Source organism: Occallatibacter riparius, from assembly GCF_025264625.1.
GTDB classification, from domain to species: Bacteria; Acidobacteriota; Terriglobia; order Terriglobales; family Acidobacteriaceae; genus Telmatobacter; species Telmatobacter riparius.
The window spans coordinates 6,180,724-6,195,219 of the sequence record NZ_CP093313.1 but is presented as its reverse complement, the minus strand read 5'-3'; the positions used below and the strand labels follow the sequence as shown (position 1 = coordinate 6,195,219).

Here is a 14,496-nt window from a genome sequence, read left to right as displayed (position 1 = left end):
GCGCCACCTGCATCAGAATGTCTGTCCAAGGCTGAAGAAGAAGTTGAAGTGGCTCGCTGCGCCAACGTGCTGATCTGAGAACGGTTCTTTCAAGCCATAGTCTACGTTCACGGGATAGATGGGCGGGTTCAGGTTGTAGCTGAAATCCAGCCGGATAGGGCCGACCGGCGTGTGGTAGCGCATGCCGAGCCCCGGGATCTGCGCGAAATAGTCGAACCGGCACTGGCCGGACTTGCCGGTGGAATACTCCGGACCGCTAGGCTCGGGAAGGATCTCAGGGGGCGGCGGGTTGGGGTTCGGAATCGGCTTCGTGAGAATTTTGCACTTGTCACGGTCGGGCTGCGAGGTGCGCAGCAGGCTGGGCCACACATCGCTCGAGTTATTGAAGATGTTGCCCATGTCATGAAAGATCACAAAGCTCAACGCATTCCCGAGGTAGGGAAGCGGAGTAGGCGGTAAGCGCAATTCCGTGCTGTTCACCAGCGCGCCGGCGCCGCCGATCGGGAAGCCGGTGTCTGGGTCCCGTGGTCCGGCCGCGTTGATCGAGAAGCCTCGCAGAGAGGTCGCACCGCCGGAGAACAGCCGTTCCGGTAGCGGCAGCAGCCGGGCGGCATCCGTACCGAACGCGCGCTCCTGGCCGTAGCGGGTGTTGCGGGCGATCACCCACCGATCCTTATCGAAGCCGTAGTAGCTCGAGTTGGACATATCGATGCGGTTAAAGTGAGCCTCTGCTCCGAACGGCGCCGCTGAGATGAATTCCGAGAAGCTCGTATACGTGCCGCGATGCGAATCGACAGGGCTGTCGCGCGTGTCGCGCACCCAGGTGATGCTGGGGCCGCCCACACGAGTCGCCGAGGACAGCGGCGTCAGCAGGCTTGGATAAACCTGCAGGCTCTCGAGCGCGACCTTCACGCGCCGGAAGTCGTAGCTGTAGATGAACGTGTTGGCGCGCAGCAGGGCCGATCCCGGACGGCTGTATGTCTGGCTGACGCGAAAGCCCGCTTCGAGGCGAGAGGCGACGTAAGTGGTCACCGTCTGGCTGTTCGCATATCCACCGGTGAACGTGAAACCGAAGTTGCGGCTCCCCAGAAAATGCGGGCTCTGGTAAATAAGGTCGATCTTTTGTTCCAGAAGGCCGTAGTTCCCGGAGATGGAGGCCGACTGCTCGCGCCCGAACAAATTGTTCCGTGTTAACGCCCCCAGTACCCGGGGGCTGACTCCGGTTTTCCCTTCCGGGGTGCACGTAGTGATGCCAATCGCAAGATATCCCTGGCAGCCGTTCACGGGCGTGCCGGTCTGCACCTCGAACCCTCCGCCGTAGGTGAACGTCCATCTTCGCGCCTCGGTGGCTTGGAGCAAGATCGTCTTCTGCGTCTCACCGCCATTCGGATTCTGTACGGCCATGTTGATCTCGCTGAAGAGCCCGAAGTCATACATGTTTCGCTGTGTCTCTTCCATCGCCTGCTGGTTCAGCGGATCGCCGGGCTTGATCGTTATGGCCTTCGCAACGGTCTGCGGACGCGTGTAGTGCAGGCCGGTCATCAGCACGTTGCGCACGAAGATCTGCGGTCCCTCGGTAATCCGGAACGTCACGTCGGCTTTTGTTGTGTCGCCCGCCTCGGTGGTCTGTTCCACCTCAACGCGCACCTGATCGAATCCCTTGCTCACGTACTGTGAGGCCAAAGTGTCACGGTCAGCGGCAAGGTTCTGCGCGGAGAGCAACTGGCCCGATTCTGTGTTCAGCTGGGAGGCAAGCTCCTGTGAAGTGAGGTGATCATTTCCCTCGAAGAGCAGAGACCCAACCCGCTGCTGTTGTCCTTCTTGAATGTGGTACACAAGCCTAAGCTGCGAAGCGGGATCCTGAGACGGAGGCGGAGCCTGCGGAGAACCTGGAGGCGGGGCGCCGGATAGCGTCTCCGGAGTCACCTTCACATCGGAAAATCCGTTGTTCTTGTAGACCGCCTCCAGCGCGGCGACGTCGGAGGACACCAGTGCCTGGCTGTAAGCGCCGTGACGATCGAAGGAACTGGCCGAGTGAACGCTCAACAGATCCTCCAGCGTGGCCGAGCTGAAGTAGTGGTTGCCGTCTACTAAAACCTTCTCCACGCTGCGACGCGGTCCCAGGTTCACGTTGAAGGCGATCAGTACTTCGCCGGCCGGCGGCGTTGACGTCTGGTGGTCTACCTTTACATCGAAATACCCGAGACTTTGGAAGTAGTTGCGTATGCGCCGGTTGCCCTCGTTCAGCAGGTCGTCGTCTACCGTACCTTCTTCAAAGACAGGCACCAGCTTTTCGATGTGGTCGTCGCTCAGGCTCGCACCCTCCACAACTACCTTCACAACGCGTCCTCGGTTGGCCGTGAACCGGTAATTCACACGGTGTGCGGCGTACTCCTGCGACTCCAGCTTGATCTCAGCTTCGAGGTGCTTCTGCTTTCGGTAGTGCTTGAGAATCGACGTAAGCGCGCGGCTCACGGTGTCGCGGTCGACTGCTGCACCGGCCTTCAGCTTGCCAAGGCTGCGGAACTCGGCCACTGTCATGCCCGGATCGCCCGTGACCGTCACGTCGCCTATGCGGGCCCGCGGGCCGGAAACGATCTGAAAGGCGATGTCGGTGAGTTGCTCCTGCGAGTGCTCGGTGAATTCGTGCTTGATTGTCGGCTCGTTGTAGCCGTTTTGCGCCAGCACCGTGCGCATGGCGATCTCAGCCTGGGCCATCTTGGCCTTGGTCAGGCGTGTGCCGGGGTTGAGACGCGCGGCTCGTTCCAACTGCGTGTTCACGGTGCCGCCCTTGGCGCCGGCCACCGTCACCCTGCCGATGAACATTCGGGGCTTTCCCTGAAAAATGACGGTTATGCCGTCGGGTCCCTGTTCTGCCGAGACGTCCACGGCATCAAAGAGACCCGTGGCGAAGAGTTCACGCAGGCTGTCTGCAATCTTCTGTGAGTCGAGCGGAGCGCCGATCTTTTGCGGCAGTTTGCCTTCCAGGGCGGCGATCCGCTCGGCGGCTATTCCCTCAAATAAGATATGGCGAACCGGCTGGCCCTGAAGTTGCGCCGCCTGGTCCTGTTCCGGGCCCACCGGACCCGCTTTCGCTATCGCCGAAATATTGAAGAGAACGGCGAGCAGCACGCACGCAAATAGCCGCTTATGAACCGCGCCGCCTCTTCCCCTGTCTGCAGACCTCAAATCCGTACTCCCAATTTGCCGCCGATCAACACTTGCCCGGAAAGCTGCATCTAAACAGGTATCAGCGAGGCTTAGGATCCCGGCGATTCAGCCGATCTTCTGCCACTTCAAACCGCTGCCCCCTATACTAACGAGGAATGATGAGCGGCGCAGCCCTTCGCGACCTTTCGGTCGGTCCTCCAAGGAAACGAATGACGCTAAGCAGGTCAACTATGCAGACTTCCAATGTGACTCCGATCCGGACCGCCGCTGCCGAGGAATCCGAGACGGAAACTTCGACGGCTGTTCAGGACAATGGCGATACCACCGCACCTGCAGACTCCGCTATCCCCAAACCTGCCGTACCACCCGCACCCGGAAGCGACGCTGATATTCTGGCGCGCGCCCAGGCCGGTGACCACTATGCATTCGCACAGCTGTATTCCCTCCACAAGCGGCGCATTTACTCGCTGTGCCTGCGCATGGTCGGAAACGTGGCTGAAGCTGAGGATTTGACGCAGGAAGCGTTCCTTCAGCTGCATCGCAAGATCGCTACTTTCCGCGGCGACTCTGCGTTTTCCACATGGCTGCACCGACTGGCGATCAATGTGGTGCTCATGCATCTTCGCAAGAAGGGACTTTCGGTGATCAGCCTTGACGAGGCTATGGAACCGACGCCCGAGGAAGGTCCAGGCCGCAGCTTTGGCGCTCCCGACCTTTCTTTGACCGGCTCTATTGATCGGCTCGCGCTGGAGCGCGCCATCTCCGATCTGCCGGCCGGATATCGTCTGATTTTTGTCCTGCACGATATCGAAGGCTACGAGCACAATGAGATCGCCGCCATGCTCGACTGCTCGATCGGTAACAGCAAATCGCAGCTACACAAGGCCCGCCTCAAATTGCGGGACGCCATGCGGACCATTCCCCGGAGAGAAGGGCGGCGCCCATGAAGAACCGCCGGCATATGACGTGTGAAGAATTCACCGCGGCGATGCCCCAGCTGGTAGCTTCCGGAGAGGATATCTTCGCGCATCCGCACGTGAGGAACTGCAGGATACATCGGGCGCTGATTGCCGACCTTGAAGCAATTGCTCAGGCCGCGCAGCAACTCTTTCCCGATGTCGACCCTTCCGATAACGTGTGGGAAAAGATCAGCGAAGAAATTGCACCACTGGGAGAGATCGACGAACGCATGTCGTATCCTATGCCCGGGTTGCGCCTGGTTTTTCGCACCAAAGTGATGGAGAATTGGAATCCACAGGACAACGCCATGGCGAACGATGACCAGTTGGGCGAGAGAAGCTTTCCGGCTCACGGAACGCAAATCAGGACTGCCGGGCACAAGTCTCCGCCGCATCCCAGGGAGGGATGGCGATGACCGAAAACCTGAAAGACATGACATGTGAGGAGTTCCAGTCGCATATGCCGGAGATGATCGGCTCCGGCGAAGACCTGTCGGGGCATCCTCACGTCCAAAGCTGTGCTCTGTGCCGTGCCCTCTTGCAAGATCTGGAGACGATTGCCGAGGCTGCCCGCCAGCTCTTCCCGGTGGAGGATCCGCCGGACCGCTTGTGGGAACAGATCCAGTCCGCGATCGGTCGCGATAAGGACAGCGAGGAACCCAAAGAACCGGAAGTCACCGAAAAACAACCCAGCCGGGGATAAACTCCCCGCCCGGCCGGCGTCACGCGTCGTTTCTACCCTTCACGGAGGGGACAGTTTCATGGCGCCAGCCTTTAATTCGTCGCAGTGTTGATTCATCCCTATCGGCCACACTCACCTTCGCGTGGGTGTGGCCGATATGCTTTGGGAGCAGTTCCGGCTGGCATCAAGACATTGGTGTGGGGCGAAAACTGTAGCAACTCCAAGGCAGGGTGCGCGCTGTCTAAGGGAACAGCAGGGCGGCCGCGACCGTAATCCAGGGCAGTCGATGCGGGCGGCCAGAATCTCGAAACTTTTGGTATACTGCGCTCTCTAATGTAAGAGAAGTTGACAAGAGGACACTCAATGCCTGAACAGAACCCATTAGTTGCCACGCCGAAATCTCCCGAGACACCTGCCTCAGGCCTCCGGCGCATACCCGTGCTTCCCGTGCGGGATACCGTCCTTTTTCCCCATGCTGTTCTGCCGCTTACCGTCGGACGTGAAAGCTCGATCCAGCTGATTGAGTCGCTGGGGGACGAGCGCACCATTGCCGTCACCGCTCAGAAAGACGCTCGCCTTGATTCGCCCAGTCCGGCGGATATGCACGAGGTCGGCACCCTGGCCACGGTGCACAAGGTAGTCCGGATGCCGAACCAAAGTCGCTTCGTCTTCACCGAAGGCGTGGAGCGAGTGAAGCTGGTGCGGTATGTGCAGACCGAGCCGTTCATGGTTGCCGAAGTTGAGCCGCTGGAAGCCGGCGAGCACGAGAGCACATCCTCGGTGGAGGCACTGGTCCGGGTTGTGATCGGCCAGTTTCAGCAGATTGTCTCCGAGTCGCCGACGCTGTCGGATGAACTGCGCACGATCGCGGCCAATATTGAGGAGCCGGGCAGGCTGGTGGACTTTGTTGCCTCGTCGTTGCCGTTCCTGACTACCGACGACAAGCAGCAGCTTCTCGAGACGCCGAGCGTCGGCGCGCGGCTGGAGCTGATCAATACGCATCTCGCCAAGGAGATTGAGGTACAGCAGCTTCGCGCCAAGATCCAGAACGAGGTGCAGGACCAGGTCCAGCAGTCGCAGCGGGACTACTATCTGCGCGAGCAGATGAAGGCCATCCAGAAGGAACTGGGCGAGCAGGACGAGGGCCAGCGTGAGGTCGAAGACCTGCGCAAGAAGATTGATGAAGCCGGCATGCCGGAGGACGTGAAGAAGGAGGCGATGAAGGAACTGTCTCGCCTCGGCCGCATGTCTCCGATGGCCGCCGACTACTCGCTCACGCGCAACTATATTGAGTGGCTGGCGGTGCTGCCGTGGGCGAAGTCGTCGGGCTCGACGATCGACATCACCAAGGCCAAGGACATTCTGGACGAGGATCACTACGAACTGCGCAAGGTGAAGGATCGCATCCTCGATTACCTGTCGGTGCTGGAACTCAAGCCCGACATGAAGGGGCCGATTCTGTGCTTTGTCGGGCCTCCAGGCGTGGGCAAGACTTCGCTGGGCCGCTCGATTGCGCGCGCCCTGGGACGCAAGTTCCAGCGCATCTCGCTGGGCGGCATGCATGACGAGGCCGAGATTCGCGGGCACCGGCGCACCTATATAGGAGCGTTGCCGGGGCAGATCATCCAGAGCATTCGCCGGGCGGAAACCAACGACCCGGTGATCATGCTGGACGAGATCGACAAGCTGGGACGCGACTTCCGCGGCGATCCGGCTTCGGCGCTGCTTGAGACGCTGGATCCGGAACAGAACAACACGTTCCGCGACAACTATCTCGACGTGCCGTTCGACTTGTCGAAGGTGCTGTTTATCTGCACGGCGAACATGCTCGACACGGTGCCCCCGCCGCTGCTGGACCGCATGGAACTGATTCCGCTGCAGGGCTACAGCGAGGAAGAGAAGCTGCATATCGCGAAACGCTATCTGATTCCGCGGCAGATCAAGGAGAACGGCATTACGCCGGAGCAGATCGAGTTCCCGGATGAGGCGGTGCGGCACGTGATCCGGCACTACACGCGCGAAGCCGGCGTGCGGAAGCTGGAGCAGGTGATCGGCACCATTTGCCGGAAGGAAGCGCGCCGCGTGGTGGAAGGCAAGAAGGAGAAGCTGATCGTTTCGTTCGAGGTCATCAAGGAGTTCCTGGGCAACATCCAGGTACGCGTTGAGACCGAAGTGGCGGAGCGCGTGAAGCGTCCGGGCGTGGCTGTGGGCCTGGCGTGGACGCCGGCCGGCGGCGATGTGCTCTTCATCGAGGCGAACAAGATGAAGGGCAAGGGAAGCTTCACGATCACTGGGCAGATTGGCGAGGTCATGCAGGAATCCATGCAGGCCGCGCTGACGTGGGTGCGTTCGAACTCGAGCCGACTGGGATTGCCGGAGGACTTCAATAAGGATCTCGACATCCACATTCACGTGCCTTCGGGCGCGATCCCGAAGGACGGTCCTTCGGCGGGTGTGACGATGGCAACGGTGCTGGCATCGCTGCTTTCGGATACGCCGGTGCATGAGAAGACGGCGATGACGGGCGAGATTACGCTGAGCGGCAATGTGCTTCCGGTGGGCGGCATAAAGGAGAAGTTCCTTGCCGCGCGCCGTGCCGGAGTCACAACCGTGATTCTGCCGGCGGACAACAAGCAGGACGTGGAAGAGGATCTGACGCCGGAGATGATGGAAGGCGTCTCGGTTCACTTCGCGCGGACGATTGACGATGTGCTGGAGGTGGCGTTGCCGCAGTTCAAGGTGCGGCACGTGGCAGCACCCGCTGCGGTGGATCAGCCCGTGACTGCCGCGGCGTAAACGCAGCAGAATGTGCAGGAAAGGCCGGCGAAACTGCCGGCCTTTTTGTTTAGTAAAAATGTGGGAGCGCGGAGCAGCCTTTTTTGTTTACTGATGAGTTAAAGTTTGCGAGGTTCGCCACTTCTTCGCCAAGTGAATATATGGATTACCATAACGGGATTAACTTACTGTTATTCAGGTGCTTAGCGCGAAATATCCGCCGGAAAAGCGAATAAACGGAGAAGCAAAAACAGGGGGAGGGGTAGCTAATTCTCTAGTAAACATGCTGCATTTCCGGTGCATGTTTACTTCCCCCCACTTCATACCACAGGCTCAATCGATCCAGAGATGACGCGACGATCGTGAACAGGGTACACGACATGAAAAGATTAGCGCGTTTGGGGAAGCCGGGCTGTGATGGTGGTCACGGCTCGCGCCAGGTTCTCGGTCGGGAGGTTCACGCTAGGCCGCGTTGTCCCAGGACGTCGCTTCGCTCCGGCCTCCACCCCAGCGACGAAGACCTGTCGCTGGGGACCCCGGCCTGGGCTATTTTCGATGCCTCCCTACGGGAGGCAGGATGCAGATCACTCCCGCGAAAGTCCGGGATGATGGTGGAGGCGCGAGTAGGTGATCTCCCACCCAAGCAGAGCTTGGATGGGGCACCCGGTGCTCAGGATGACAGAGTTTCCTTAGAACCGGGAGTTGGGGCAGCCAGCAGCGCGCTAGCTCATTGTCTCGGGCATCACTCTCGACAAAAACGCCTCGACTTCGGTGCCGAGGGTTTGGACCGGTTGGCGGGGAGCGCCGGTGTGGACGTGGAAGGGATTGATGATGGAGAGCGTCTGATTGACGAAGATGGAGCCGTGGGAGAGGGTTCCGTGCTGGACCAGCTCACGGGGAAGCGTATCGGAGTGATACATGCAGATGCCGGTGAGGGCAGGGCAGCGGTGGAAGAGCTGTTCGAGCTTCCATTCGTACTGAAGGAGCTTTTTGATGTCGCGGTCGAGGCCGAGTTCCCAGGTCATGTCGCCGACGGCAAACAGGCCCTCGTAGCCGTCGGACTGGGCCTGATGGGCGGCGAGCTCGAGCCCTTCAAGCATGGTGTCGGCGTGAAACAGGCCGTCAACGAGGTGGCCCTGATCGGAAGACAGGAGCAGGCTGCCCTTCTTGAGCTCGTGGTTGACGTCGAGACCGGCCGCGGCGAGGTAGGACTGCAGGCCTGTGACCATGGGCGGACTGTTGAAGTAGAGGCAGCGGAAGTTCTGGTGGAGTTTTTGGCGCAGGAGTGCAGCGAGGGCCGGCAGGTGACGTGACGGCGGACCCCCGTAGATAAGGCATTGATGGCGGGAAGCCGGCTCCATGAACTCGCTGATTATAGCGTGCGCGATGGTGCGGGTTCTGCCTGTTGCGCGGCGGAGGTGGAGCGCCGGGAACATGAAACGCCATCGGGCGCGTCTAAGTCAGTTGAGGCGCTATTCTTTATCTCGATGCAAATACGCGTTCTTCCCTTCGGAATCCTGAAAGACTGGCTCGGCGCATCCACCTTGGAACTGCCTGAGGGCGCGACGGTGGCGACGCTGCTCGAGCGGCTGGCGGCGGCGCCTGCGGCTGTGCCCGCGTCGACGTGGGCGAGCATTGCGGTCAGCGTGAATCATGAGTATGCGCAGGCGGCGCAGATGCTGCGCGAGGGCGATGAGGTGGGGTTGCTGCCGCCGGTATCGGGTGGGTCCGGTGAACCGGATCCTTCTTCCCTTGCACACCTCATTCGTGGACAGGGGCTGCGGACCGCGACTGCGCTGTATCGCGTCCCGATCGAATCAGCAGAGATCATCGAAGCGATCAAGAAGGGCGAGGACGGCGCGGTTGTCGTGTTCGACGGGATCGTGCGGAACAACTCGCGCGGGCGCCAAACGCTTCATCTCGACTATGAAGCGTATGAGGAGATGGCCGGCAAGCAGATGCGCGAACTAGCCCAGGAATCCGTTAGCCGTTTTGGCGTGCGCCAGGTCGTCATCGTACACCGGCTGGGGCGGCTGCTGGTGGGCGAGACCAGTGTGCTGATCGTGGTGGCTTCGGCGCATCGCGCGCAGGCCTACGAGGCTTCGCGGTGGCTGATCGATACGCTTAAGAAGACGGTACCGATCTGGAAGAAGGAGACCTTCGTGGATGGCGCTGTGTGGGCCGATGGAGAGCCGTTTCCGGAAGACATTGCGGCTGGGCGCGGGGAGCCGGCGCATGGGTAAATCCTTCGCTCAGAGGCGGACGCCTGCAGGTGGTTTTGGGCAGAACGATAGCGTTGCGCTGAGAGCGCAAAACCCTCCCTCAGCGGCTAAAGCCGCGGTTGTTCTGGGCGGTTTAACGGCACGACCGAACAGCTTGTTGAAAAAAACGAGATCAGGCCTTTTCAGCGAGTCAGCTTTGGCAGGGGCTAAAGCCCAGGATCAACGAATAGAGCCGCATGTGGGCTGCCTGAAGGCAGCCCCTGATACAAGACCTGTGCCGAATGGCCTTTTCCAGCAAGCAGTGAAGTCCTGCCCCATCAAAACTTCGCTTTTTCGGCGGGCGCTCTTCTGTGCCGTTCTGTTGCCGGTCCTCGCTCCGTCGGCAGGCGCGCAGGAGGATTCGGGCGCGACGTTTCGGATTGAATCGAAGCTGGTGAATTTGTTCGTCAACGTGACAGACCGGAACGGGTCGATTGTCGGCGGGCTCACGAAAGACGACTTCAAGATTCTTGAAGACGGTCGGCCGCAGGAGATTGCGGTGTTTGAGCGCGAGTCGGCGATGCCGCTGTCGCTGATTCTGGCGATTGACACCAGCGCCAGCACGGCGATTGACCGCACCCGCGAGCGCGATGCGTCGAAGACGTTCATCCATGCGCTGATGCGGGAGCAGGACCAGATGAGCCTTATCGAGTTCGCCACCTTCGTGAACCTGCTGGTGCCGTTTACGAACAAGGTGGGCCAGCTCGATCACGGACTCAACTCACTGAAAGGCGGAGATGCGACAGCGCTTTACGACGCGATCTATGCCGCCTCGGACTCGCTTGCGTCGAAGAAGGGGCGCAAGGTGCTGGTGATTGTTTCCGATGGCGGGGACACGGCCAAGAACAGTACCTATGACGACGCGCTGGAGCATGCGCTGCGCGGGGAAGTGATGATCTACTCGATCATCGACGTGCCGATTGAAGCGAGCGCGGGGCGCGACCTGGGCGGCGAGCACGCGCTGATTACGCTGGCCGAGCAGACGGGCGGGAAGAGCTTTTATGCCGAGCAGGGCGGCCTGGACAAGGCTTTTGCGAAGGTCAGCGACGATCTGCGTACGCAATACATGATCGGCTACTATCCGCACAAGCAGGAGCCCGGGATCAGCTTTCATCGCGTGAGCGTGACGGTGCCGAGGGCGGCGGCGGAGCAGTTCAATATTCGATATAAGGCCGGGTATTATTCGGAGCCGCCGGAGCAGCCGAAGAGAAGGGTGCCCATCGATTGATTCAAGTGAGAGCCAACTGACTTCAGCCACTAGCTTAGCTCTGGTGGCCGAAGGCAGTTGGCCCCACCGCAGGTGGTTAGAACTCCAGCTTGGCGCCGAATTGGATCTGGCGCGAGGTTGTGGAGGTTGCGGTGATGACGCCAGCGGTGGGGGAGATTCCCGACGTGGCTGACGTGTAGGTCACCGGGTTGGGCGTGAGGAAGTTGGTGTGGTTGAGGAGATTGAAGAACTCGGCGCGGAACTGGAGGCCGGTGCGCTCGGTGAAGCGGGTGTTCTTCGATACCGAGAAGTCGACCGTGGTGAGGCCGGGGCCTTGGAGCGAGTCGCGGCGTACGTTGCCGTAGGTGCCGCAGGTGTTGCTGCTGCCGCAGGTGGGGGTATCGAAGGTGATGGTGGGCGGCAGGAACGCGTTGGGATCGAACCACTGCGCGGCGGTCTTGGGATACAGCTTGCCGTGGTAGTCGGGGTTCCAGTTGGGGCGGACGGGGTTGCGCGTGTCGCCGTTGAGCGTGGGGTTATAGCCGAGCTGCGGGGTGAAGGGGAAGCCCGACTGCGAAGCGATGATGCTGCTGACGGTCCAGCCGGTGGCGGCGGAGCGGGTGAGTCCTGTGGCGTGGGCGAGCAGGGCGTGGCCAGGGCCGAAGGGAAGCTCGTAGCTGGCGTTGATGGAGGCGGCGTTCCGGATGTCGGTTGCGCCGGGACCCCAGTCGAGCTTGGGGTTCAGCGGGAACTCGACATAGGCGGGGGTGTTGGCGCTGACGCTGGTATTCCAGGCGGAGCCGTTGTCGAGATTCTTCGACCAGGTGTAGTTGCCACGAATCTGGAATCCCTGGCCGAAGGTGCGGCGGACGTCGGCGACGAAGCCGCTGTAGAGACCGGCGCCTGGGGAGATCCACGAGGTAGTGTTGGCGAGCTTGGGATTGGCGAAAGCCGGGCCTTTAGCGTCCTTCGCGAAGGGATAGTAGATCTTGCCGTCGGGCGTGTAGCTGGGGACTGGCTGGTTCAGGTCCGCGGAGAGGATCTGGTGATAGCTGTGCGAGCCGACGTAGCCGACGGAGAGCGACGTGCGCGGCGCGAGCTGCTGCTCGATGCGGAGGTTCCACTCGAGGACTTCGGGGGTGTTGAGATCGGGCTGCACGTTGCTGGGCGAGATTTTGGAGCCGGCCGGAGGGGGTGTGCCGGGGGTGATCTGGAGGTCTGCGACCTTGACGTTGGAGAGAGACTGCGTGGTGTTGAATGGGGCGGTCTGGTCGAGGCGATAGTTGAGGGTGTCGAGCAGGCCGTTGTAGATGCCGAAGCCGCCGTGGACGGCGGTTTTGCCGTTGCCCCAGACGTTCCAGGCAAAGCCGACGCGGGGCTCGGGAAGGAACTTTGCGCGATTCTTGCTGAGGGCTGAGTTGCCAACGATGGGGTCGGTCTGGAGGACGCCGTCGACGATGGCGTAGTTGGAGGCGCGGCCCTGGGACTCGTTCCAGCCGTTGGAGGATTCGAAGCGGAAGCCGGCGCGGAGTTCAAGGCGCGGCGAAACCTTCCAGGTGTCTTCAACAAAGACAGCGCCGAAGAGCGATCGCCAGCCGAGCTTGGTGGGCGAAGGCACGACGGTGAAGGTTTTAACCGTGCCCTGAAGGAGGGTCTGTAGGTCGGCGAACGAGGCCTGGCCGTACTGGTTCTGGGCGAGGATGTCGTTTGCCTGCTGGCGCTGGATCCAGCCGCCGAATTCGATTTCGTGCTTGCCGTGGGTCCAGTAGACGTGGTCGTCGAAGGTGAAGAGGTTGCGGGTGGAGTCGTTGTTGCTGCCGGTGTTGGTGCCGGCCTGAGTGATCTGCGATGCGCCGTTGGATGCGGTGCTGCCGCTCACGACGATGGTGCCGATGGGCTTGCCGGCGACCCAGCCGGGGACATCGATGGGCGAGTATCCGGTGAAGAAGAAGCTGGCTCGCGAGTAGCCGAAGCGCGCGGTGTTGAGCAGGGAGGTGGAGAAGACGTGCTGCTCCTGGATGCTGGCGACCTGCGCGCGGAGGGTTTCATCGATGAGGCTGAGCGGGTTTTGGGAGGGTGAGTTCGCCGAGCTGTCGTCGATTGTGTAGACGCCGAAGAGGAGGTCGTTGGCGGTGATGTTGTGGTCGACGCGCGCGGTGCCGAAGTCTTCGCGGATATGCTGCTTGGGATTGCTGAAGGCTTTGGCGATTCCGCCGCCGAGCTCGGGGCCGTTCTGAACGGGCCATAGATCGAGCAGAGGTTTTACGGAGGGATCGACGCCGACGTAGGTTTCGCCGCCGGAGGAGTTGGGCAGATAGCCCTGACGAGCGCGGTTGTCGGGAACGAAGGTGACGGCGGTGAGTCCCCAGGCCTGGCGGAAGCCTTCGTAGTTGCCGAAGAGGAAGAGCTTGTTCTTGCGGATGGGTCCGCCGAGCGAGCCGCCGAACTGGTTGCGCTGGAAGTTGGGGATGTCGCCCTGGTCGAAGTAGTTGCGGGCGTCAAAGGCGCTGTTCCGGATGAACTCGAATGCGGTGCCGTGGAGGTTGTTGGTGCCCGAAGTGGTGATGACGCTGACCTGCGCGCCCGAGCGCTTGCCATAGCTGGCGCCGTAGGTGTCGCTGACCACGTTGAATTCCTTTACGGCATCGACGCCGAGGAGCTGGCCGCTGGTGCCGCCGGGGGTGACGTTGATGAGCGATGCGCCGGTGTATTCAATGCCGTTGAGGAGGAAGAGATTGTCCTGAGGGCGGCGGCCGCTGACGGAGAACATGTTGCCGACGGAGGAGTTGGAGGTGCCGGTTCCGCCGGAGCGCTGGCCGGTGTAGTTCACGGTGCCGGGATTGAGGGTGATGAGTTGGTCGTAGCTGCGGCCGTTGAGGGGAAGCTCTTTGACCTGGCGCTCGTCGACGAGGCCGGAGACGGATTGCGTGCTGGTGTTGATGGCTTCGCCGGCGGCGTCGACTTCGACCTGCTGCTCGACATTGGCGATGCCGAGGACGAAGTCGACGGAGAGGCTCTGGCCGACGGTGAGGTCAAAGCCGGAGCGCTGCTGCGGATCGAAGCCGTCAGCTTTCACGGAGACGGAATAGTGACCGACGGGGACGGACGGGGCGTAGAAGCGGCCATCGGGCGAGGTGGTCAGCGTGCGGGTTGCGCCGGTTTCAACCTGGCGGACAATGACGCTTGCGCCGGAGAGCGCGGCGCCGCTGGGGTCGTGCACGGTTCCGCTGATGGTGCCTCCGACGATTTGCGCAGCAGCGGGCAGGGCAACCAGGAGTGACAAGAGGAATGCCGGAATATACAGCTTCCTAAGAGAAATCACGTAAGACCTCCGTTAAGACTGCAAAAAGGGTGAATCGGAATGTGCTGACAAGTTCCGCGTGTGAGTGGCGGGTACTTTCAGGCTGATTTGGAATGAAGAGAAGAAAGGGAAATCAGCGA

9 protein-coding genes are annotated in these 14,496 nt (G+C 61.1%); 6 read left to right on the top strand and 3 right to left on the bottom strand.

From position 1 onward, the window contains the following. Window positions 1-12: 12 nt before the first annotated feature. Window positions 13-3,189 carry a POTRA domain-containing protein gene (locus MOP44_RS25305; RefSeq protein ID WP_260793321.1) on the bottom strand — a complete coding sequence of 1,059 codons (3,177 nt, stop codon included), beginning with the start codon at window positions 3,187-3,189 and terminating at the stop codon, window positions 13-15. Window positions 3,190-3,326: 137 nt separating this feature from the next. On the opposite strand from MOP44_RS25305, the gene MOP44_RS25300 reads away from it, so the two are divergent. The 4 genes from MOP44_RS25300 to lon all read left to right on the top strand — a co-directional run bounded on the left by MOP44_RS25300 (window position 3,327) and on the right by lon (window position 7,608). Next, window positions 3,327-4,118, top strand: a complete 792-nt coding sequence (locus tag MOP44_RS25300) for an RNA polymerase sigma factor (RefSeq protein WP_313901034.1) — start codon at window positions 3,327-3,329, stop codon at window positions 4,116-4,118. Next, window positions 4,115-4,546 (top strand): hypothetical protein, encoded by a 432-nt coding sequence (locus tag MOP44_RS25295; RefSeq protein ID WP_260793320.1) that lies wholly within the window; start codon window positions 4,115-4,117, stop codon window positions 4,544-4,546. Before MOP44_RS25300 ends, MOP44_RS25295 begins: the two co-directional genes overlap by 4 nt. Further along, window positions 4,543-4,833 carry a hypothetical protein gene (locus tag MOP44_RS25290; protein WP_260793318.1) on the top strand — a complete coding sequence of 97 codons (291 nt, stop codon included), beginning with the start codon at window positions 4,543-4,545 and terminating at the stop codon, window positions 4,831-4,833. Before MOP44_RS25295 ends, MOP44_RS25290 begins: the two co-directional genes overlap by 4 nt. A 342-nt stretch (window positions 4,834-5,175) precedes the next feature. Further along, entirely contained in the window at window positions 5,176-7,608 is a 2,433-nt protein-coding gene (gene lon / locus MOP44_RS25285) for an endopeptidase La (protein ID WP_260793316.1), read from the top strand. Between the two features lie 701 nt (window positions 7,609-8,309). On the opposite strand, the gene MOP44_RS25280 is transcribed toward lon, so the two are convergent. After that, entirely contained in the window at window positions 8,310-8,948 is a 639-nt protein-coding gene (locus tag MOP44_RS25280) for an MEDS domain-containing protein (protein ID WP_260793314.1), read from the bottom strand. Between the two features lie 126 nt (window positions 8,949-9,074). Between MOP44_RS25280 and MOP44_RS25275 the strand changes: the two genes are divergently transcribed. Together MOP44_RS25275 and MOP44_RS25270 are read left to right on the top strand one after the other, a co-directional pair. After that, window positions 9,075-9,830 (top strand): molybdenum cofactor biosynthesis protein MoaE, encoded by a 756-nt coding sequence (locus tag MOP44_RS25275; protein ID WP_260793312.1) that lies wholly within the window; start codon window positions 9,075-9,077, stop codon window positions 9,828-9,830. A 253-nt stretch (window positions 9,831-10,083) separates the two neighbouring features. Beyond that, window positions 10,084-11,076: a VWA domain-containing protein gene (locus MOP44_RS25270; RefSeq protein ID WP_260793311.1), complete on the top strand. Its 993-nt coding sequence runs from the start codon at window positions 10,084-10,086 to the stop codon at window positions 11,074-11,076. 76 nt (window positions 11,077-11,152) lie between these two features. Here MOP44_RS25270 and MOP44_RS25265 read toward each other — a convergent pair whose 3' ends face one another. Then, window positions 11,153-14,377, bottom strand: a complete 3,225-nt coding sequence (locus MOP44_RS25265) for a TonB-dependent receptor (RefSeq protein WP_260793309.1) — start codon at window positions 14,375-14,377, stop codon at window positions 11,153-11,155. Window positions 14,378-14,496 lie beyond the last annotated feature (119 nt).

What these genes read in the sequence shown, in the direction of transcription:
- MOP44_RS25300 (WP_313901034.1), top strand. Translation starts at nt 3,327, where the DNA reads ATGATGAGCGGCGCAGCCCTTCGCGACCTTTCGGTCGGTCCTCCAAGG.
- MOP44_RS25295 (WP_260793320.1), top strand. Translation starts at nt 4,115, where the DNA reads ATGAAGAACCGCCGGCATATGACGTGTGAAGAATTCACCGCGGCGATG.
- MOP44_RS25275 (WP_260793312.1), top strand. Translation starts at nt 9,075, where the DNA reads ATGCAAATACGCGTTCTTCCCTTCGGAATCCTGAAAGACTGGCTCGGC.
- lon (WP_260793316.1), top strand. Translation starts at nt 5,176, where the DNA reads ATGCCTGAACAGAACCCATTAGTTGCCACGCCGAAATCTCCCGAGACA.
- MOP44_RS25290 (WP_260793318.1), top strand. Translation starts at nt 4,543, where the DNA reads ATGACCGAAAACCTGAAAGACATGACATGTGAGGAGTTCCAGTCGCAT.
- MOP44_RS25280 (WP_260793314.1), bottom strand. Translation starts at nt 8,948, where the DNA reads ATGGAGCCGGCTTCCCGCCATCAATGCCTTATCTACGGGGGTCCGCCG.